Origin of the sequence: Pseudonocardia spirodelae (assembly GCF_037727765.1) — a bacterium.
GTDB classification, from domain to species: Bacteria; Actinomycetota; Actinomycetes; order Mycobacteriales; family Pseudonocardiaceae; genus Pseudonocardia; species Pseudonocardia spirodelae.
Genome location: NZ_JBBJUP010000019.1, coordinates 58,559 through 78,865 on the forward strand (window position 1 = coordinate 58,559; position 20,307 = coordinate 78,865).

Genomic DNA, 20,307 nt, shown 5'->3' on the forward strand with positions numbered 1-20,307 from the left:
CGGTGGATGTGTCATGACGAGCACGACCGCCCCAGCCCGCACGGTCCGGCACGGGATGCCCTGGTGGACGTTCGGCATCGCGAACGTCGCGGTGGTCGCGATCCTCGGGACGCTCAGCTGGTGGCTGCTCGTCGACCCGGCCTGGAGCCCGTTCGGGGCCTACCCGCAGCCGTACACGGCGATGCTGTTCTGGACGATCATCTCGACCGTCTGGCTCGCCTTCACCTTCGGCTGGACCGGCCCGGCCGGGCTGCCGCAGCCCCTGCGCGGCCTGGCGGCGATCGCCACGAGCGTGGTGATCGGCGTCGGGATCACCCTGCTGCTGGCCGGTGTCTACGGGTCGGTCGACCCGACCTTCGCCGCGTCCCGGCCGGAGGGGACGGGGTTCACCGCGGGCAACCTGGTGGTGCTCTTCGCGTTCTTCTTCTACGTCACCGCGGCGGTGAACTGGGAGCAGTGGCCCTGGGCCGGCCTCCCGCAGCCCCTGCGCGGCCTGGGCGAGCTCGCGCTGCCGGCCATCCCGACCGTCGCGCTCTACGCCCTGCTGGTCCTGCCGAACCTCGCGGTGTGGGGTGACCCGGCGACGGCGGTCTTCTCGATCGCCACGCTGATCGGCTGGGTGTACAGCGTGATCGTGGCGGTCGTCGTCACCGGTGTCCTGCTCGACAACCGGCCGTGGAGCTCGATCCGGTCCCCCGGACTGCGCGTCGCGGTCTCCCTCGTCGGCAACATCGTGATCGGCACCGGCATCTACTACCTGAACCTCGGCACGGCGCTGCTGCTGCTCGGGCGGACAACGCCGGCGCGATCGGGGCCGGCGTGACGGTGTTCTCCGCCGAGTTCGGCGTCTGCTGGGTGTTCTGGATGGTCGCCTGGGCCAACGTGTTCGGCAACGCCCCGACCACCCGCGGACCGGGCGTCACGATCGTCGCGCGGCTCGTGATCACCTTCGCGCTCGGCGTCCTGACGTTCCTGCTGTACTCCTACGTCCTCGCGGGGACCGTCCTGCACGAACCCGTCGTCGCGGGTGGCGTGCACGGCGAGGCGCTCGGCTTCCTGAACTGGCTCGTGCTCTGGACGCTCTGGTACGTCCTGTTCCTCGGTTCGGCGGGGCTGCCCGCCCCCCGGGCCGCCACCACCACCGACGGGAGGGCGGCATGACCGCCGACACCAGCACCGACCTGGCTCTCTCTCTGGCCGACACGGTCTCCCGGGTGCTCGGCTCGCTCCCGGGCTGCCGGATCACCCACGAGGACGGCATCGTCCTGCGCGGCACCTTCACCGCGTCGCCGCGGGCGCGGGAGCTCACCCGCGCCGCGCACATGCAGGGCGACCCCGTCCCGGTGGTCGTGCGGTTCTCCAACGGCTTCCCGGACCCGGCCATCGTCGACGCCGACGAGAACAACCCGCGCGGCATGGCCGTCAAGTTCACCCTGCCCGACGGATCGACGACCGACCTCGTCTGCCAGGACTGGCCGGTGTTCCCGGCCGGGACACCGGAGGCCTTCCGCGACCTGATCGCCGCCCAGGGCGAGGGCGAGGCGGCGACGCTGGCGTTCCTGGCCGACCACCCCGACGTCGCCGCGGCGGGGGCGCTCGTCGCCGAGCAGTCCGGGCAGCCGCCGCGGTCGTGGGCGACCTGGGCGTTCAACTCGCTCAACGCGTTCCGGCTGGTCGACGCGGACGGCAACGGCCGCTTCGTGCGCTTCCGGTACCTGGCCGAGCGGGGCGAGCAGAGCCTGCCCGTCGAGGAGCGGGCCGGCGCCGCGCCGCACTACCTGCACGAGGGCGTCGTGGGGGAGCTGCCGTTCCGCTACCGGGTGCTGGCCCAGCTGGCCGCGCCCGAGGACCAGACGACCGACGCCAGCAAGGCGTGGCCGGAGGACCGGGAGTGGGCCGACCTGGGCGGCATCGAGATCACCGCGGTCGACACCGAGCAGGAGTCCGACGGCTCCGTCCTCGTCTTCGACCCGACCCGGCTGACCGACGGCATCGAACCCTCCGACGACCCGATCCTGCACATCCGCCGGCTCGTCTACAGCGAGTCGGTACGACGGCGGACCTGCCCGGTCGAGCACTGAGGGAGCGGCCGGACCGACGTCACCGCGGCGGCCGTGCCGGTCGGCCTGCGGGCCGGCCGGCCTGTGGTGGAGACAAGGGGAATCGAACCCCTAACCCCCGCCTTGCAAAGGCGGTGCTCTGCCAATTGAGCTATGTCCCCGGGTGGGTCCGGTACACCGTACCCGGGTCGAGCCGGATCAGCGGGTGGTGGCCTCGTGCCACAGGTCGTCGGACCCGACGCCGCGGAAGCGGGACCACCCGAAGTACGCGGCACCGGCGGCGACGGCCAGCACGAACAGCTTCTTCATCGGAGGTCTCCTCACGAGGGACTTTCGGAGGGGGAGATGTGGGCCTAGCTGGATTTGAACCAGCGACCTCATCGTTATCAGCGATGCGCTCTAACCAACTGAGCTATAGGCCCGTGCAACGGGGAGAAGACTACCGCACGGGGTCGAACGGGTTACGAGGGGGTCCCCGCCCGTCCGGCCCCGTGCGGCCGTGCTCAGTCCCGCTCGGAGAGCGTGACCTCGATGCCGCCGACGAGGTCGGCCGCGACGTTGTAGACGAACGCGACGATGGTGATCGCGACCGCGAACAGCAGGCTGTTCACCGCGCCGACGACGGCGGCGAGCCCGAACACCCGGCCGGCGCTGATGAGCGAGCCCCCGGTCTGCTGCTGGGAGGTCACGAGGTCGGCGTAGGTGCCGTTGAGCCGGTCCCACACGCCCATGCCGCCGAGCACGCCGTAGAGCACGCCGGCGGCGACCATCCACACCAGCCACAGCACGACGGCCAGGGCCAGCGCCATCTTGAGCACCGACCACGGGTCGAGCCGCTTGAGCTGCAGCAGCGCCTGGCGCGGCGGCCGGTTGCGCACCGACGCGCGGGGCGTCTCGGCCGGGCCGGTGCCGTTCTCCCGGCCGTTCTCGCGCTGCTCCGGGTCGCGCACGGCGGTCGCCGCCGCGCCGCCGGCGGCCGCACCGGCCCCGGGGGCCGTCATGAACGCCGTCGGGGCCTCGCTGAGCAGCGAGTCCGCGACCGAGCCGCCGTCGCGGTCGTCGTGGCTGTCGGGGACCCGCCGCCACGGCGGCGGCGAGGCACCGGCCGGGTCGGCGGCGGGCTCGGCGTCGCCGCGCGGGGGCGTGTCCGGGGCGGACGTGGCCTCCGCCGTCGACGGGGTCGTGTCGGCGTCGGTGGCGACGGTGGCGGCCTCGTCCTGCGACGGGGTGCGGTCGTCGGTGCTCACGGGTCGGAGCTCTCCTCGCTGGTCGTCGCTCGGTGCTGCCCCGGATGCCCGGCGTGTGCCGCCGGTGGCCGGCCCCGCGCGGGGCCGGCCACCGGTGCCGTCACTACGCCTGCTGGCCCGGGTCCTCCTCGGTCTCCTCCGCGTTGCGGGCGACGGCCAGCAGCGTGGAGGTCTCGCCCAGGTTCATCAGGCGGACTCCCTTCGTCTGCCGGCCGGCCTTCCGCACCTCGCGCGCGGAGGTCCGGATGACCCCGCCGGTGGAGGTGATCGCGTACAGCTCGTCGTCGATGCCGACGATGAGTGCACCGACCAGCGTGCCACGCCTGCGGTCGTACTGGAGGGTCAACACTCCCTTCCCGCCGCGGCCCTGAACGGGGTAGTCCTCGATCGGTGTCCGCTTCGCGTAGCCACCGGTGGTGGCGACGAGCAGGTACGTGTCGGGGCGGATCACGCCGAGGGCGAGGAGCTTGTCGCCGTCGTTGAACCGCATCCCCAGCACGCCGGAGGTGGCGCGGCCCATCGGGCGCAGCGCGTCGTCGGACGCGGTGAACCGGATGGACTGGCCCTCGGCGGAGACGAGCAGCAGGTCGTCGTCGCCCGAGCAGAGCACGGCGCCGACGAGCTCGTCGTCGTCGCGCAGGTTGATGCCGATCAGACCGCCGGTGCGGTTGGAGTCGAAGTCGGTCAGACGCGACTTCTTCACCAGGCCGTTGCGCGTGGCCAGCACCAGGTACGGCCGCGCGGAGTAGTCCTTGATCTGCATGACCTGGGCGATCTCCTCCTCCGGCTGCAGGGCCAGGAGGTTCGCCAGGTGCTGCCCGCGTGCGGTGCGGTTGGCCTCGGGCAGCTCGTAGGCCTTGAGCCGGTAGACCCGCCCGCGGTTGGTGAAGAAGAGCATCCAGTCGTGCGTGGAGCACACGAAGAAGTGGTTGACGATGTCGTCCTGCTTCAGCTGCGCGCCCTGCACGCCCTTCCCGCCGCGCTTCTGGGCGCGGTACAGGTCGGTCTTCGTGCGCTTGGCGTAGCCGGTGCGGGTGATCGTGACGACGACGTCCTCGACCGCGATCAGGTCCTCGTCGGTGACGTCGCCGTCGTACCCGACGATCCGGGTGCGGCGGTCGTCGCCGTGCTCCTCGACGATCTCGGCGAGCTCGTCGCGCACGATCGCGCGCTGGCGCTCGGGCCGGGCCAGGATGTCCTGGTAGTCGGCGATCTCGCGCTCGATCTCGGCCAGCTCGTCGATGATCTTCTGGCGCTCCAGCGCGGCGAGGCGGCGCAGCTGCATGTCCAGGATCGCCTGCGCCTGGATCTCGTCGACGTCGAGCAGGTCGATCAGGCCGGCCCGGGCGACGTCGACCGTGGCCGACGCCCGGATCAGGGCGATGACCTCGTCGAGCGCGTCGAGCGCCTTGACCAGACCGCGCAGGATGTGGGCCCGCTCCTCGGCCTTGCGCAGCCGGTAGCGGGTCCGCCGGACGATGACCTCGATCTGGTGCCGGACGTAGTGCCGGATCATCTGGTCGAGGCGCAGGGTGCGCGGCACGCCGTCGACGATCGACAGCATGTTCACGCCGAAGCTGTGCTGCAGCTGGGTGTGCTTGTACAGGTTGTTCAGCACGACCTTGGCCACGGCGTCACGCTTGAGCGTGATGACGATCCGCATGCCGATGCGGTCGCTGGACTCGTCGACGATCTCCGAGATCCCGGCGATCTTGCCGTCGCGGACCATGCCCGCGATCGACTCGATGAGGTTGTCCGGGTTGACCATGTAGGGCAGCTCGGTGACGACCAGCGTGGTGCGGCCCTTGGCGTCGTCCTCGACCTCGACGACCGCGCGCATCCGGACCGAGCCGCGCCCGGTGCGGTACGCCGACTCGATGCCGTCCCGGCCGACGATCAGGCCGTGGGTCGGGAAGTCCGGCCCCTTGATGCGCTCCATCAGCGCCTCGAGGAGCTCGTCGTCGGAGGCGTCGGGGTTGTCCAGCGACCACGCGACGCCGGCGCCGACCTCGCGCAGGTTGTGCGGCGGGATGTTGGTCGCCATGCCGACCGCGATGCCGGAGCTGCCGTTGATCAGCAGGTTCGGCACCCGCGACGGGAGCACGACGGGCTCGTCGGTCTTCCCGTCGTAGTTGTCGATGAAGTCGACGGTCTCCTCGTCGATGTCGCGCAGCATCGCCATCGCGAGCGGGGAGAGCCGGCACTCGGTGTAGCGCATGGCCGCGGCCGGGTCGTTGCCCCGCGAGCCGAAGTTGCCCTGCCCCTGGATCAGCGGGTACCGCATCGACCAGGGCTGGGCCAGCCGCACCAGGGCGTCGTAGATCGCCGAGTCGCCGTGCGGGTGGTAGTTGCCCATGACGTCGCCGACGACGCGGGCGCACTTGACGAAGGAGCGGTCGGGCCGGAAGCCGTTCTCCCCCATCGAGTAGAGGACGCGGCGGTGGACCGGCTTGAGGCCGTCCTCCACCAGCGGCAGGGCGCGCCCGACGATCACGCTCATCGCGTAGTCGATGTAGGAGCGCTGCATCTCCTGCTGGATGTCGACCGGCTCGACGCGGCCGCCACCCTCCCCGCCGCCGCCCGTGGGCGCGGTGGGATCGATCGTGTCCGTCACGAAGTCTCCTCGTTCATACGTGCGTCTGGATCAGTTGTCTGGAACAGCCGTACTGATCAGACGTCCAGGAAGCGCACGTCCTTGGCGTTGCGGGTGATGAAGGAACGGCGGGACTCGACGTCCTCACCCATCAGCACCGAGAACAGCTCGTCGGCGGTCGCCGCGTCGTCCAGGCTGACCTGGAGCAGGAGCCGGTTGGTCGGGTCCATCGTGGTCTCCCACAGCTCCTTGGCGTCCATCTCGCCCAGACCCTTGTAGCGCTGCACGCCCTGGTCCTTCGGGAGCTTCTTGCCCGCGGCGCGGCCGGCCTCGATCAGCCCGTCGCGCTCGCGGTCGGAGTAGGCGTACTCGGCCTCGGCGCGCCCGCCCCACTTGATCTTGTAGAGCGGGGGCTGGGCCAGGAACACGTGGCCGTTCTCGATCAGCGGGCGCATGAACCGGAACAGCAGCGTGAGCAGCAGGGTCCGGATGTGCTGGCCGTCGACGTCGGCGTCGGCCATCAGGACCAGCTTGTGGTAGCGCAGCTTCGACAGGTCGAAGTCGTCGTGGATGCCGGTGCCCATCGCGGTGATGATCGACTGGACCTCGGTGTTCTTGAGGACGCGGTCGATCCGGGCCTTCTCGACGTTGATGATCTTGCCGCGGATCGGCAGGATCGCCTGGTGCATCGAGTCGCGGCCGGCCTTCGCCGAGCCGCCCGCGGAGTCGCCCTCCACGATGTAGAGCTCGCAGCTCTCCGGGTCCCGGGACCGGCAGTCCGACAGCTTGCCGGGCAGGCCGCCGATGTCACCGGCGCTCTTGCGGCGCACGAGCTCGCGGGCGCGGCGCGCGGCCAGACGGGCCTGCGCCGAGGAGACCGCCTTGGTGACGATCGTCTTCGCCTCGTTGGGGTTGCGCTCGAACCAGTCGGCGAGCCACTCGTTGGAGACCCGCTGGACAAACGACTTGACCTCGGTGTTGCCGAGCTTGGTCTTGGTCTGGCCCTCGAACTGCGGCTCGGAGATCTTCACCGAGACGATCGCGGCGAGGCCCTCGCGGATGTCGTCGCCGGACAGCGCCGGGTCCTTCTCCTTGATCAGCTTCTTGTCGCGGGCGTAGCGGTTGACCGTCGCGGTGAGCGCGTGACGGAAGCCCTCCTCGTGGGTGCCGCCCTCGTGCGTGTTGATCGTGTTCGCGAAGGTGTAGACCGACTCGGAGTAGCCCGAGTTCCACTGCATCGCGACCTCGACCTGGTGGCCGGGGCCCTCGCCGGTGTAGCTGACGATCTTGCGGTGGATCGGGTCCTTGGACTTGTTCAGGTGCGCGACGAAGTCCTCGAGACCGTTCGGGTAGTGGAAGACGTACTCCTTGGGCTTCGCGACGTAGCCCTCGGCGTCCGGCTCGGAGTCGGCGTCGGGCACCTCGACCGGGTTGCCGTCGGCGTCGACCGCGTCCTCCGACGGCAGCTCGGCCGGGCGCTCCGGGCGGCGCTCGTCGCGCAGGACCATGGTGAGGCCCTTGTTGAGGAAGGTCTGCTCCTGCAGCCGGCGCCGGATCGTCTCCAGCGTGTACGACGTCGTCTCGAAGATCGTCGGGTCGGCCCAGAAGGTGATCGTGGTGCCGGTGTCGGACTTCTTCGTGGTGCCGGCCTCGATCAGCTCACCCGGCTTGGCGTGGTCGTAGCGCTGCTTCCAGATCACGCCGCCGACGCGGACCTCGACGTCGAGCGCGGTGGACAGCGCGTTCACCACCGAGACGCCGACACCGTGCAGACCACCGGAGACCGCGTAGGACTTGTCGTCGAACTTGCCGCCGGCGTGCAGGCTGGTGAGGACGACCTCGAGGGTCGGCTTCTTCTCCACCGGGTGCATCTCGACCGGGATGCCGCGGCCGTCGTCCTCGACGCGGATGCCGCCGTCGGCCTGCAGGGTCACCACGACCTTGGTGGCGTGACCGGCCATCGCCTCGTCGACGGAGTTGTCCACCACCTCCCAGATGAGGTGGTGCAGGCCCCGCTCACCGGTGGAGCCGATGTACATGCCGGGCCGCTTGCGGACCGCCTCCAGGCCCTTGAGGACCGTGATGGACGACGCGCCGTAGGCGTTGTTCGCTGCCTTGTCGGAAGCCACGGGTAGCTTCTTCTCCTCGCCACGTGAACCACCCCGCGCGACGCGCGCACCCGGGGGTGCGACGGCGACGGGCCGGTTCCACCGACCGGGCGCTCTGGTCATGTCTCGGGGAGCCACCCGGGGAATACCCCTCGATCCTACCCGCCGGGACCGACGGAAAGGCGGGTAGGACCCGCCCAGAAGCGCCACAGACGGGCGAACGGCGTCCGGTGCGGGATCGGACGTGGCCCGGCGGGGCCGAGCGGACAGGCGGCCGTGTCATGCCGCGCTCACCGCCGACGAGAGCGCCGGACGGTCCCCGCTTCGGCTCCCCACCCGATCCGGGGCCCCACGCGAGCCCGTGACGCCGTCACGCCGCCGCAACGCGCGGGGGGCTCAGCCGTAGGTGTCGCGGGGCCCGCGGCCGCGGACGTGGCGCGGCCCGTGCCGCCAGCTCGGGCCGCTCGGCCCCACCACCCGGATCCGGCGCACGACGTCCGGGCCGACCGCCGCGGCGAGGCGGGTCAGCAGCTGGCGCTGCAGGGTCCGCAGCTGGGTGGCCCACGCCGTCGACTCCGCCTGCAGGGTCAGCTCGCCGTCGCGCAGCGAGACCGGGGTGCAGTGGTCGGCGACGTCCGGCCCGACCAGCTGCGGCCAGCGGCCCAGCACGGTCGCGTCGGTCAGCCGGTTCGACCAGCCGCGGTCCACCGAGATCCGCGAGACCAGGCGGCCGAACGGCTGCGGGTCACGGTCGTCGGGACCCGACCCCGACCAGCGACGGCGGCGCCCCCGCCCCGAGACCACGCGCAGCTTCGGCCGGTCGGACTCGGCCCGCTCCTCGGCCTTGCGGGCCGACGCCTCGCGCGCCGCACGCAGCGCCTCGCGGGCGAGGTCGGCCCCGCGCAGCCCGGAGCGGTCCCCGGCCAGCAGGTCGCCCTGCTCCCCCGGGACCCCGCCGCCCGTGACCGCGTCGTGACCCGGGTCGGCCGGACGTCCGTCCCCAGGCGCGGGCCGGCGGGCGTCCGCGGCGCGGCGCCCTGTCCTCCCGTTTCCGTTCCCGGAGCGGCGTCCGTCCCCCGCCCGGCCGGAGTTATCCACAGTATCCACAGGCTTGTCCCCAGAGTGCCGTGATGCGGACGAGACATGCAGCGGCGGTCACGCGCGGACCACCTTCCGGTCGCCGACGGCGAACCGCACGCCGTCGAGCTCGACCGGGACGTCCTCGGCGACCGCTGCGGTCACCAGGACCTGCTCGGCGCCGGCGACCAGCCCGGCCAGCGCACGGCGGCGGGCGGAGTCGAGCTCGGCGAACACGTCGTCGAGCACGAGGACCGGCTCGACGTCGTCGGCGTGCAGCAGCCGGTAGGACGCGAGCCGCAGTGCGAGTGCGAACGCCCAGGACTCGCCGTGGCTCGCGTAGCCCTTCGCGGGCCCCTCGCCGAGGGCGAGCTCCAGCTCGTCGCGGTGCGGGCCGACCAGGCACACCCCGCGCTCGACCTCCTGCCGCCGGACCTCGGCGAGCCGGGCCAGCAGCAGCTCCTCCAGCTCCGCGACCGACGACGGCAGCTCCGCCACCCCCGCCGTCCCGAGGCTGGAGCGGTAGTCCAGCCCGATCGGGTCCGACGACGGCGCGATCGCCGCGAACGCCTCCCGCGCGTGCGGCGCGAGCGCGACGACGAGCTCGCGCCGCCCGGCGAGCAGCGCCGCACCGGTGCGGGCCAGGTGGCCGTCCCACACCTCGAGGGTGGCGAGGTCGTCGGGCAGGTCCGGGTCGGCGGTCGGTGCGGGCCGCGACCGGCCGCGGGCGCCGCGCAGCGCCGGCTTCGCGGTCTTGAGCAGCGCCGAGCGCTGGCGCAGGACCTTGTCGTAGTCGGCGCGGACGCCGGCGTAGCGCGGGAACCGGGCGACGAGCAGCTCGTCGAGGAAGCGCCGCCGCTCCGAGGGGTCGCCGCGCACCAGTGCCAGGTCCTCCGGCGCGAACAGCACGCTGCGCAGGATGCCCAGCACGTCGCGGGGACGGCCGACCGGTGAGCGGTTCACCCGGGCCCGGTTCTGCCTCCCGTCGTTGATCTCCAGCTCCACGCCGAGCCTGCGCCCGTGGTGGTGCACCTCGCCGCGCACGATGGCCTGCGCCGCGCCCCGCCGGATGAGCGGGGCGTCGGAGGACACCCGGTGCGACCCGAGGGTGGCGAGGTAGCCGATGCCCTCGACGAGGTTCGTCTTGCCGACGCCGTTGGAGCCGACCAGGACCGTCACGCCCGGGTCGAGCTCCAGCTCGGCCTCCGGCCAGGACCGGAAGTCGGTGACGGAGAACCGCCTGAGAAACACCGGCCGGTCACCCTCCCTGTGCGGTCACTGCGTCGAGCCACCGCCGGACGACGGGCCCGCCTTGTCGCCGGGAGCGCCCGCCGGGCCGGACGACTTCACCGCGTGCCCGCCGAACTGCTGGCGCAGCGCGGCGACGGCCTTCATCGCCGGGGACTCGGCCTGCCGGGAGGAGAACCGCGCGAACAGGGCCGCGGAGATCACCGGCAGCGGCACGGCGTGCGCGATGGCCTCCTCGATCGTCCAGCGCCCCTCACCCGAGTCGTCGACCCAGCCCTCGAGCCGGTCGAGCCGCGGGTCCTCCCGCAGCGCGTCGACGAGCAGGTCGAGCAGCCAGGACCGCACGACGGTCCCCCGCGACCACGCCTGGATCACCCCGGGCACGTCGGTGATGAGCTCGCTGGCCTCCATCAGCTCGAAGCCCTCGGCGTAGGCCTGCATGAGGCCGTACTCGATGCCGTTGTGGACCATCTTCGCGAAGTGGCCGGCGCCGACCGGTCCGGCGTGGGCGAAGCCCTCCTCGCGCAGCCCCTCCGGGCGCAGCGCGTCGAAGACCGGCATGGCGCGGGCGATGTGCTCGTCCTCGCCGCCGGCCATCAGGCCGTAGCCGTTGTCCCGGCCCCAGATGCCGCCGGATACGCCGCAGTCGACGTAGCCGATGCCGTGGGCGTCGAGCAGCGCGGCGTTGGGCTGGTCGTCGGTGTAGCGCGAGTTGCCGCCGTCGATGACGAGGTCGCCCGGCTCCAGGGTGGTCGCCAGGGTCGCAACGGTGTTCCGGGTCGGCTCGCCGGACGGGACCATCACCCACACCACGCGCGGCGCGGCCAGCGCACCGGCCAGCTCCGCGAGCGAGCCGACGTCGCTGACCTCCGGGCGGGGGTCGTAGCCGACCACCTCGTGCCCGGCGGCGCGCAGCCGCTCGCGCATGTTGCCGCCCATGCGGCCGAGTCCGATCATGCCGATCTGCACGGCGGAAGCCCCCTTCGCATCGCGGGCCCCGGCGTCCCGGACCGGGCACCGGCGGCCCTCGTCGATCACACCGGGCCCGAGTCTTCACCCCCGGGCCCGGGCCCGCCCGGCGGGGTCGCCCCGTCGGGGACGGCCACCGGTCCGGCGCGGCGGACCGGGCTCAGCCCGGCAGCCGGACCGGCATCAGCAGGTGCAGGTAGCCGGACTTCTCCGGCGACGGCGCCTCGCCGGCGTCGTCGGTGGCGGGCTTGGGCACCGGCCGGACCAGCGCGGGCCGGTTCGGGGTGGTGAACGTCAGCTGCGCGCGGTCGGTGTGCAGCGCACCCAGCGCGTCGAGCAGGTAGCCCGGGTTGAACGCGATCGTCAGCGGGTTGCCGTCGAGCGCGCAGGGCAGCTCCTCCTCGGCGGACCCGACGTCGTCGCCGCCGGCGGCCAGGCGCAGCCCGTCCTCGCCGAACTCCATCCGGATCTGCGCGACCCGGTCGGCGACCAGCGAGACGCGCTTGATCGCCTCGACGAGCAGCGCGACGTCGAGCTCGACCGCGGTGGTGTGCTCGGCGGGGATCAGCTGGCGGAACCGCGGGAACTCCGCGTCGAGCAGCCGGCTGGTGGAGCGGCGGCCGCCGCCGGTCAGGCCGAGCATCCCGTCGCCCGCGGACAGCGCGATCTCGACGGTGCCCGAGCCGGCGAGGGTCTTCGCGACCTCCGCGAGCGTCTTGGCCGGGATGAGCACGGCGGTCGAGATCGACGCGTCCTCCGGGGACCACTCGAGCTCGCGGACGGCGAGGCGGAACCGGTCGGTCGCGGCGAGCGTGAGCTGCGAGCCCTCGATCTCGAGCCGGATGCCGGTCAGCATCGGGAGCGTGTCGTCCCGCCCGGAGGCGACGGCGACCTGGGCGACGGCGGCGGCGAGCGCGTCGGCGGCGACCGACCCGGCGCGCTGGGGCATCTCGGGCAGCTGCGGGTAGTCCTCGACCGGCATCGTCGGGAGGCTGAACCGGCTGTTGCCGCAGTTGATCGTGGCGCGGGCGCCGTCGACGGTCAGGTCCACCGGCTTCGACGGCAGGGCGCGCGTGATGTCGGCGAGCAGCCGGCCGGAGACGAGCGTGCGGCCCGGCTCCCCGACCGTCGCGTCGAGCTCGACCCGCGCCGAGGTCTCGTAGTCGAAGCCGGAGACGGTGAGCTTCTCGCCGGCGTCGCTGTCGGACTGGATCAGGACCCCGCCCAGGACGGGCACCGGCGGACGCGCCGGGAGGCTGCGAGCGACCCAGGCGGCCGCGTCCGCGAGGACGTCGCGTTCGACCCGGAACTTCATCTGGAGACCTTCCCCGGTAGCGCCCGGCGCCGACCGCGGCGCGGGGCCGGGTCGTCGACGGGACGGCGGTGCGGCGGCGACCGGACCCGTCCCGCCGGTCGTCCGCCGTGCGGCCCGGAGCGGGCTGCGGACGGGTCGGCCGGAGCGGGATCGGATCGGCGGGTTCGCCGGGACGCTCACGGTAGAGCCTCGCCCCGACAGTTTCCACGCCACCCCGGGCCCCGGAGCGGGTGGAACCCGGGTGCCCGTCCGTGACCCCCGTCCGGGGGTCGGTCCACACAGCTCTTCTTCAGAAGGAAATAAGAAGAGAGAACAACCGTCGTAGTGACAGGTGCTGTGCACAGTGTGGATGGAGCGTGTCGTCGCAGGTCAGCAGGCCGCGTCGACTGGGGATGTGTCCGTGGGGGGTCCCGTTGACAGGTCCGGCGACCGGTGGACGGACGGCGGTGCTCCCCGTCCGTCCCCGGTTCATCCCGGGTTCACCACAGGGTTGTCCACGGATCCCGGGCGATCCGTCCACGGGCCTGCGGCCGTCCATCCACAGAGTTGTCCCCAGATGTGGGTGGAAACGTGGTGGATCGTGGACCGAGGGTGATAGGCGCCACGCCCCGTCCGGCACGACGGGTACCCACTGACAACCCACATACGCCTCACTCGTCACAGTCATGTCGACGCTGCGTGACCACCGGTACGGCGCAATCGATCACCGGGACGAGTGGTGAAGCGCCGAGCGCCCACTACCGGACGACGAGCGGAGGGTGTGGGACCGACACGCGGGTGACGGCACGCCGGACCCGATCGGGATCGGTCGACGCGTCCCGGACGCCGGCGGGGCGCCCGCGCCGGCGTCGCGGAGCGGGGTCCCGATCGTCCCGTGGGCGGTGCGAACGGCCCGCAGCGGCGATCTGGGGCCGGTGCACCTGTGGGTTGCTCCGGATCGGTCCCGGTGCGGCGCGTGACCGGCCCGATCCCATGATCACCAGCTCACGGGGGGTGCGGACGGCCGGACGGCGCTGTGGACGACCGGCCCGGGAGCGGGCGTCAGTGACGGGCGCGCAGCTTGATGCGCGCGGTCAGCTCCTGGACCTGCTCGAAGGTCTTCCGCCGGAGCGAGATCTCGTTGCGGATCTTCTTGTCGGCGTGCATGACGGTCGTGTGGTCGCGGCCGCCGAAGGTCTGCCCGATCCGCGGCAGCGACAGGTCGGTCAGCTCGCGGCACAGGTACATCGCGATCTGGCGGGCCTGCGCGAGCGCCTTCGTCTTGCCCGGGCCGGACAGGTCGTCGAGCGTGACGCCGAAGAACTCGGCGGTGACGGCCATGATCGTCGGGGCGGTGATCTCCGAGGCGGCGGAGTCGGGGATGAGGTCGCGCAGCACGATCTCGGCGAGCTGGGTGTCGACGGCCTGCCGGTTCAGCGACGCGAACGCCGTGACCCGGATCAGGGCGCCCTCGAGCTCGCGGATGTTGCGCTCGATCCGCTCCGCGATGAACTCCAGGACCTCACCGGGGACGGCGAGCCGGTCCTGGGCGGCCTTCTTGCGCAGGATCGCGATCCGGGTCTCCAGCTCGGGCGGCTGGATGTCGGTGATCAGGCCCCACTCGAACCGCGTCCGCATCCGGTCCTCGAGGGTCTCCAGCCGCTTGGGCGGCCGGTCGGAGGACACGACGATCTGCTTGTTCGCGTTGTGGAGGGTGTTGAAGGTGTGGAAGAACTCCTCCTGCGTCCCCTCCTTGCCCTCCAGGAACTGGATGTCGTCGACGAGCAGGACGTCGACGTCGCGGTAGCGGCGCTGGAAGGCGACCTTGCGGTCGTCGCGCAGGGAGTTGATGAAGTCGTTCGTGAACTCCTCGGTACTGACGTACCGGACCCGCATGCCGGGGAACAGCCGCTGGGCGTAGTGCCCGACGGCGTGCAGCAGGTGGGTCTTGCCCAGCCCGGACTCGCCCCAGATGAACAGCGGGTTGTACGCCCGCGCCGGCGCCTCGGACACCGCGACCGCGGCGGCGTGGCTGAACCGGTTCGACGCCCCGATGACGAAGGTGTCGAAGGTGTAGCGCTCGTTGAGCCGGGTCTGGGACCGCGGGGCGACCGGGTCGCCGGCCTGCGGCGCGGTGTAGGCGGGCCAGGCCGTCTGGCCGTCGCGGCCGGTGGGCTCCGGGCGGCCGGTGGGCTGCGGCGCCCAGCCCCCCGACGACGACGGCGCCGGCTCGGCCGGGTAGCCGCGGTCGCGCTCGGGGGCGGCGCCGCCGTCGCCGTCGCGGGTGGCGGGGTCCGGGCCGGTCACGGCGAAGCCGCCGTCGGTGGAGGGGACGCCGTCGGCCCCGGGGGCCGCGTCGACCGCGTCGCCCGTGCCGGGCTCGCCGCCGCCGGACACCGCGGGCTCGGCCGCGGGCCGCTCGCCGGTCCCGGTGTCACGGACGCTGTCGCCGGCACTGGCGCCGCGGTGCATGCCGAAGCCGGGCGGGTCGGGGACCTCGGTGCCGCCGGACGCCGCGGAGGCGTCGACGACGACGGCGAGGTTCACCGCGACCCCGAGGTGGCGGCCCAGCGCGTCGCTGATGGGGCGGCGCAGGATGCGCTCGATGGCGTCCTTGGCGAACTCGCTCGGCGCGGCGAGCAGCGCGGTGCCGTCGAGCAGGCCGAGGGGACGGGTCAGGCGCAGGAAGGCGCGCTGCTGGGGGGACAGGGCGGGGGTGCCGGACTCGGCCGACGCGCCGGAGAGATCGGCGATGACGCGGTTCCAGACCGCGCCGAGATCGCCCGGCTGGTCGGTCATCCGCGGTTCCCCCTCACCTCGGCCGCCGTCCGCGGCTGCTCCCCCCGGAGCACTGCACCTGTGGCCGTACGGACGCGTCCGTTCCGCCCGGGGGCCCATGTATCCCCAGAGTTGTCCACACTTGTGCGTAAAGGTACGCAGCAGTCTCCGGCCGGTGCGCAGCGGGGCGCCGGCCGGATGTCGTGTGAGGTCTCGGTCGTGGTGCGGGTGGTCGTTACCCACCCGCCGGTCCCGGGCGGGGTCGGCGACGCTAGCAGCGGCCGCGACGGGCCGGTCCGGGCGGGGTCGTCGCGGTCCTCCGGGGGTGGTTTGACCCTCTCGAAACCCGCTGCGTACCCTTGACGACCGGACACCTGGTCGGATGGGCGTGTCACGCCCGTCGTCAGCGGTTCCCGCACCCGTGCGGGGCCGTCGTGCGGCCGGTGACCCACGAACCCGAGCACGTGACCACAGATCTCGGCGTCGCAGGACGCCTGCGAGCCGCCGACCAGGAGAGCCGACCGTGAGCAAGCGTACTTTCCAGCCGAACAACCGCCGCCGGGCCAAGACGCACGGTTTCCGGCTGCGCATGCGCACCCGCGCCGGCCGCGCGATCCTCGCCGCGCGCCGTCGCAAGGGGCGCGGCAACCTCTCGGCCTGACGGCCGGCGCCCCCCACCGGCCCGCGCCGTGCTGCCGGCACACGCCCGGCTCACCCGCCGGCCCGAGTTCGCCTCGACGATCAGGCGCGGACGACGCGCCGGCCGGTCGAGGCTGGTGGTGCATCTCGACCTGACCCGCCCCGGCGGCGTGCCCGAGCACGCCTCGCCGCGGGCGGGTTTCGTCGTGAGCAAGGCCGTCGGCAACTCGGTCGTCCGGCACCGGGTGTCCCGGCGCCTGCGACACCTGGTGGCCGACCGGCTGGCCGTCCTGCCGGCCGGTGCCGCGCTCGTCGTCCGGGCGCTGCCGCCCGCCGGCACCGCGACCTCGGCCGAGCTCGCGTCCGACCTCGACTCCGCGCTCCGGGCGGCGCAGCGGCCCCGCAGGCCGCGCCCGGCCCCGGACGGAGCGCGATGAGCACGGCGCCCCCGGGAGAGGAGACGACGGTGAGCGAGGAGCACGCACCCGCGAGCCGCCCCGGCCCCGGCGCGCGCGCCGCGATGGCCGCCGTCCGCTGGTACCAGGTCTGGATCTCGCCGAACCTGATGCCCAGCTGCCGGTTCCACCCCAGCTGCAGCGCCTACTCCGTGGAGGCCTTCTCCGAGCACGGTCTCGTGCGCGGGCTCGGCCTCACCGTGTGGCGGCTGCTGCGCTGCGCACCGTGGCACCCTGGCGGCTGGGACCCGGTGCCGCCCCGCCGTCGTCACCGTGGTGACGGGGTGCCGCCCAGCGGGACGGAGCCCGATCCGGAGCCGGAGCACCCGTCCACCGACCCGCCCCGGACCGAAGGCCTCTCACGCGGCACGGACCGCTGACCCGCGGCCACGCCCGAGACCACGAGGAGCAACGCAGCAGTGCTGGACTTCATCTACTACCCCGTCAGCTGGATCATGTGGGTCTGGCACAAGGTCTTCGGGTTCGTGCTGGGCGACGACAACGGCTTCGCCTGGGCGCTGTCGGTGGTCTTCCTCGTCTTCACGCTCCGCGTGCTGCTCTACAAGCCGTTCGTCGTGCAGGTCCGCTCCATGCGCAAGATGCAGGAGATGGCCCCGGAGATGCAGAAGCTCCGGAAGAAGTACGCGAACGACCGCCAGAAGCTCGCCACGGAGATGCAGAAGCTCCAGCAGCAGAACGGCGCCAACCCGCTCATGGGCTGCCTGCCGATCCTGGTGCAGATCCCGGTGTTCATCGGTCTGTTCCACGTGCTGCGCGAGTTCAAGCCGGGCAAGACCGAGAACTACGTCTTCAACGCGGCCGAGAACGCCTCGTTCGTCGACTCCAGCCTGTTCGGCGCCAAGCTCGGCTCGGCGATCTTCCCGCTGCAGAACACCGCGTCCGTCGCCGAGCTGGGCGGCAACATCGTCGCGCAGTGGGCCGTGATGATCCCGCTGATGATCGCGGCGGGCATCTTCACCCACATCACCGCGCGCCACTCGGTGGCCCGCCAGCAGGCGCAGATCGCGGCCGGCACCGTCGCGGCGAACCCGCAGGCCGAGATCATGCAGAAGCTGATGCTCTACGTGTTCCCGATCGGTGTCGTCGTCGGCGCCCCGTTCCTGCCGCTGGCGGTGCTCTTCTACTGGGTCGCCAACAACCTGTGGACCCTCGGCCAGCAGTACGTCGTCTACAAGAAGATCGACGCCGAGGAGTCGGAGAAGGCCGAGCAGGCCACCGAGGCCGCGAAGGCCCGCGCCCCGCGCCCCGGCCAGAAGCCGGTCCGTGACGGTCGCCGCGGCACTGCGGAGGAGGTCCGCGAGATCGCCGACGAGCCGATCGACCCGGCCGAGGAGCTGGCCGCCGCGGCCGGCTCGGACGGCGCGTCCTCCGAGGCCCCGACCGGCTCCTCGTCCCCGAACGGGAACGGCTCCAACGGCACCGCGAACGGCACCAACGGCAACGGCAACGGCAACGGCAACGGTCAGAAGAAGCCCGGTGCGAAGCCGGTGCAGAAGCGCCCGGGCTCCAAGGCCCGCCGCGGCAAGCGCCGCTGACCGGCCCGCACCGCCCCGCACCACCCCGACAGACCCGGCACGCCTCGCCGGCCCCGGCGGCCCCACCGCCGAGCGGGCCCGGGCACGCCGGCCCCGCGAACCGTTGACGAGAGGAGATGCGCGTGCCCACCACCGCGAAGGAGCCCGCCGAGGGCCAGGACGTGCAGGACAAGCCGTCCGGCGAGAGCCTGCTGATCCAGGAGGGCGACGTCGCAGGCGACTACCTGGAGCGCCTGCTGGACATCCTGGACTACGACGGTGACATCGACCTCGACGTCGAGGGCGGCCGCGCCGTCGTCAGCATCGAGGGTGCCGACGACGACGACGAGCTGCAGAAGCTGGTCGGCGACAAGGGCGCCGTGCTGGAGAGCCTGCAGGAGCTGGCGCGCCTGGCCGTCCAGCAGCAGCTGGGCAGCCGCAGCCGGCTGATGCTCGACATCGCCGGGTGGCGGCGCCGCCGTCGCGACGAGCTGACCGAGCTCGGCCTGGAGACGGCGCAGGAGGTCAGGGCCAGCGGAGAGTCCGCCCGGCTGCGCCCGATGACGCCGTTCGAGCGCAAGGTCGTCCACGACGCCGTCGCGACCGTGAAGGGTGTCGTCTCCGAGAGCGAGGGCGAGGAGCCGCGGCGCCAGGTCGTGGTCCACAAGAAGTGACGACTCCCGCCGTCCCGACCCCGGAGGTCGCGGAGAAGGTGTTCGGCGACCGGCTGCCGCTGGCCGTGCGCTACGTCGAGCACCTCGCGACCTCCGGGATCGAGCGCGGCCTCATCGGCCCGCGTGAGCGGGACCGGCTGTGGGACCGGCACGTCCTGAACTGCGCCGTGCTCGGCGAGGTCGTGCCCGCCGACGCGAACGTCGCCGACGTCGGCTCGGGCGCCGGGCTGCCCGGCATCCCGCTGGCCCTGGCCCGGCCCGACCTGCGGATCGTCCTGATCGAGCCGCTCGCCCGCCGCGTCGACTGGCTCGACGAGGTGCTGGCCGACGTCGGCCTGGACGTCGCGGTCGAACGGGGGCGTGCCGAGGAGCCGTCGGTTCTGCGACGATGGGAGGGGGCCGACGTCGTCACCGCCCGGGCCGTGGGACCGCTGGCCCGGCTCGCGGGGATCTGCCTGCCCCTGCTCCGGCAGGGAGGTGCGATGCTGGTGCTCAAGGGCGCCTCCGCCCCCGAGGAGATCGTGCGCGACGCCGCCGCGGTCCGTGCCCTCGGCGGCGGTGAGGCCCGCATCCACGAGGCGGGCGCCGGCGTCGTCGACCCGCTGACCACGGTGGTCGAGATCCCGCGGACCGGCGCGCCCCGCCGCAACCGGAGGAAGGAACGGCGATGATGGGTGCCGGAGCGTCGTTCCACGTGAAACACCGACCGGTCACGAACCGTCGAGGAGGTCGCGCATGAGTCTCGGATGGACCCCCATCGCGGACGAGGCCGAGCGGGCCGCCCGCGTGCTGCACCCCGACCGGCACGGCATGCCCCGTCCGGCCGCGCGCCGGGTCATCGGCGTCGCGAACCAGAAGGGTGGGGTCGGCAAGACGACCAGCACGGTGAACCTCGCCGCGGGTCTGGCCCTGCACGGTGTCCGTGTGCTGGTGATCGATCTTGACCCGCAGGGCAACGCCTCCACCGCGCTCGGTGTCGAGCACCGCACCGGCACGCCGTCGGTGTACGAGGTGATGCTCGGCGAGATCCCGCTGGAGGAGGCCGTCGCGGTCAGCACCGCGTCGCCGAACCTGCTCTGCCTGCCCGCGACGATCGACCTGGCCGGCGCGGAGATCGAGCTCGTCAGCATGGTGGCCCGCGAGTCGCGGCTGTCCCAGGCGCTGAACGAGGAGACCCTCGCCCGCCTCGACGTCGACTACGTGTTCATCGACTGCCCGCCCTCGCTCGGCCTGCTGACGGTCAACGCACTCGTCGCCGCCTCCGAGGTGCTGATCCCGATCCAGTGCGAGTACTACGCGCTGGAGGGCCTCGGCCAGCTGCTGTCCAACATCGACCTCGTCCGGTCGCACCTGAACACGTCGCTGCACGTCTCGACGATCCTGCTGACCATGTACGACGGCCGCACCAAGCTGGCCGACCAGGTCACCTCCGAGGTCCGCCAGCACTTCGGCCCGACGGCGCTGCGCACCGTGATCCCGCGCAGCGTGAAGGTCTCCGAGGCGCCCGGCTACAGCCAGACCGTGCTCGCGTACGACCCCGGCTCGCGCGGTGCGATGAGCTACATCGACGCGGCGCGCGAGATCGCCGAGCACGGCGCGAGCGGCGCGTACCGTCCGGACGGGCGCTGAG

19 protein-coding genes and 2 tRNA genes are annotated in these 20,307 nt (G+C 72.7%); 10 read left to right on the forward strand and 11 right to left on the reverse strand.

Going from position 1 to position 20,307, the window contains the following annotated elements; genetic code table 11:
• The first annotated feature begins 13 nt into the window (after nucleotides 1-13).
• From WJX68_RS20820 to WJX68_RS20830, 3 genes are read left to right on the forward strand one after another with little or no spacing between them, the layout of a single operon-like run.
• The gene (locus WJX68_RS20820; RefSeq protein ID WP_340293625.1) at nucleotides 14-823 is read left to right on the forward strand and encodes a hypothetical protein; all 810 of its coding nucleotides are present in this window, start codon (nucleotides 14-16) and stop codon (nucleotides 821-823) included.
• Nucleotides 820-1,161: a hypothetical protein gene (locus tag WJX68_RS20825; protein WP_340293627.1), complete on the forward strand. Its 342-nt coding sequence runs from the start codon at nucleotides 820-822 to the stop codon at nucleotides 1,159-1,161. Before WJX68_RS20820 ends, WJX68_RS20825 begins: the two co-directional genes overlap by 4 nt.
• The gene (locus WJX68_RS20830; RefSeq protein WP_340293629.1) at nucleotides 1,158-2,081 is read left to right on the forward strand and encodes a catalase family peroxidase; all 924 of its coding nucleotides are present in this window, start codon (nucleotides 1,158-1,160) and stop codon (nucleotides 2,079-2,081) included. The genes WJX68_RS20825 and WJX68_RS20830 overlap by 4 nt, the downstream gene beginning before the upstream one ends.
• A 64-nt stretch (nucleotides 2,082-2,145) precedes the next feature.
• On the opposite strand, the gene WJX68_RS20835 is transcribed toward WJX68_RS20830, so the two are convergent.
• From WJX68_RS20835 to dnaA, 11 genes are all read right to left on the reverse strand, one after another.
• Nucleotides 2,146-2,221: transfer RNA gene (locus tag WJX68_RS20835), tRNA-Ala, on the reverse strand.
• A gap of 37 nt (nucleotides 2,222-2,258) precedes the next feature.
• Complete coding sequence (locus tag WJX68_RS20840; RefSeq protein WP_208820446.1) at nucleotides 2,259-2,369, reverse strand: DLW-39 family protein; 111 nt, start codon at nucleotides 2,367-2,369, stop codon at nucleotides 2,259-2,261.
• Between the two features lie 39 nt (nucleotides 2,370-2,408).
• Nucleotides 2,409-2,482 (reverse strand) — tRNA-Ile (locus tag WJX68_RS20845).
• 81 nt (nucleotides 2,483-2,563) lie between these two features.
• Nucleotides 2,564-3,307, reverse strand: a complete 744-nt coding sequence (locus tag WJX68_RS20850) for a DUF3566 domain-containing protein (protein ID WP_340293638.1) — start codon at nucleotides 3,305-3,307, stop codon at nucleotides 2,564-2,566.
• Nucleotides 3,308-3,410: 103 nt separating this feature from the next.
• On the reverse strand, nucleotides 3,411-5,921 hold the full coding sequence (gene gyrA / locus WJX68_RS20855) for a DNA gyrase subunit A (RefSeq protein ID WP_340293640.1): 2,511 nt from the start codon (nucleotides 5,919-5,921) through the stop codon (nucleotides 3,411-3,413).
• A gap of 56 nt (nucleotides 5,922-5,977) precedes the next feature.
• Complete coding sequence (gyrB, locus tag WJX68_RS20860) at nucleotides 5,978-8,029, reverse strand: DNA topoisomerase (ATP-hydrolyzing) subunit B (protein ID WP_340293642.1); 2,052 nt, start codon at nucleotides 8,027-8,029, stop codon at nucleotides 5,978-5,980.
• Between the two features lie 375 nt (nucleotides 8,030-8,404).
• Nucleotides 8,405-9,115, reverse strand: coding sequence for a DciA family protein (locus WJX68_RS20865; protein WP_422785747.1), 711 nt, complete (start codon nucleotides 9,113-9,115; stop codon nucleotides 8,405-8,407).
• Nucleotides 9,116-9,163: 48 nt separating this feature from the next.
• A complete protein-coding gene (recF, locus tag WJX68_RS20870) occupies nucleotides 9,164-10,336 on the reverse strand; it encodes a DNA replication/repair protein RecF (RefSeq protein ID WP_340293644.1) in 1,173 nt (390 codons plus the stop codon).
• A gap of 24 nt (nucleotides 10,337-10,360) precedes the next feature.
• Nucleotides 10,361-11,371 (reverse strand): phosphogluconate dehydrogenase (NAD(+)-dependent, decarboxylating), encoded by a 1,011-nt coding sequence (gnd, locus tag WJX68_RS20875; protein ID WP_422785748.1) that lies wholly within the window; start codon nucleotides 11,369-11,371, stop codon nucleotides 10,361-10,363.
• A gap of 91 nt (nucleotides 11,372-11,462) precedes the next feature.
• On the reverse strand, nucleotides 11,463-12,617 hold the full coding sequence (gene dnaN, locus WJX68_RS20880) for a DNA polymerase III subunit beta (RefSeq protein WP_340293649.1): 1,155 nt from the start codon (nucleotides 12,615-12,617) through the stop codon (nucleotides 11,463-11,465).
• Between the two features lie 1,041 nt (nucleotides 12,618-13,658).
• Complete coding sequence (gene dnaA / locus WJX68_RS20885) at nucleotides 13,659-15,395, reverse strand: chromosomal replication initiator protein DnaA (protein ID WP_340293651.1); 1,737 nt, start codon at nucleotides 15,393-15,395, stop codon at nucleotides 13,659-13,661.
• Nucleotides 15,396-15,897: 502 nt separating this feature from the next.
• Here dnaA and rpmH point away from each other — a divergent pair.
• From rpmH to WJX68_RS20920, 7 genes are all read left to right on the forward strand, one after another.
• Nucleotides 15,898-16,035, forward strand: a complete 138-nt coding sequence (gene rpmH, locus WJX68_RS20890; protein WP_020622600.1) for a 50S ribosomal protein L34 — start codon at nucleotides 15,898-15,900, stop codon at nucleotides 16,033-16,035.
• Between the two features lie 28 nt (nucleotides 16,036-16,063).
• The gene (rnpA, locus tag WJX68_RS20895; RefSeq protein WP_340293662.1) at nucleotides 16,064-16,450 is read left to right on the forward strand and encodes a ribonuclease P protein component; all 387 of its coding nucleotides are present in this window, start codon (nucleotides 16,064-16,066) and stop codon (nucleotides 16,448-16,450) included.
• A 29-nt stretch (nucleotides 16,451-16,479) separates the two neighbouring features.
• Nucleotides 16,480-16,848 (forward strand): membrane protein insertion efficiency factor YidD, encoded by a 369-nt coding sequence (gene yidD, locus WJX68_RS20900; RefSeq protein WP_340293665.1) that lies wholly within the window; start codon nucleotides 16,480-16,482, stop codon nucleotides 16,846-16,848.
• Between the two features lie 39 nt (nucleotides 16,849-16,887).
• A complete protein-coding gene (gene yidC / locus WJX68_RS20905) occupies nucleotides 16,888-18,024 on the forward strand; it encodes a membrane protein insertase YidC (protein WP_340293668.1) in 1,137 nt (378 codons plus the stop codon).
• A gap of 122 nt (nucleotides 18,025-18,146) precedes the next feature.
• Nucleotides 18,147-18,677, forward strand: coding sequence for a Jag family protein (locus WJX68_RS20910; protein WP_422785749.1), 531 nt, complete (start codon nucleotides 18,147-18,149; stop codon nucleotides 18,675-18,677).
• On the forward strand, nucleotides 18,674-19,348 hold the full coding sequence (gene rsmG, locus WJX68_RS20915; RefSeq protein WP_340293673.1) for a 16S rRNA (guanine(527)-N(7))-methyltransferase RsmG: 675 nt from the start codon (nucleotides 18,674-18,676) through the stop codon (nucleotides 19,346-19,348). Before WJX68_RS20910 ends, rsmG begins: the two co-directional genes overlap by 4 nt.
• Nucleotides 19,349-19,412: 64 nt before the next feature.
• A complete protein-coding gene (locus WJX68_RS20920; RefSeq protein WP_340293675.1) occupies nucleotides 19,413-20,306 on the forward strand; it encodes a ParA family protein in 894 nt (297 codons plus the stop codon).
• Nucleotide 20,307: the final 1 nt, after the last annotated feature.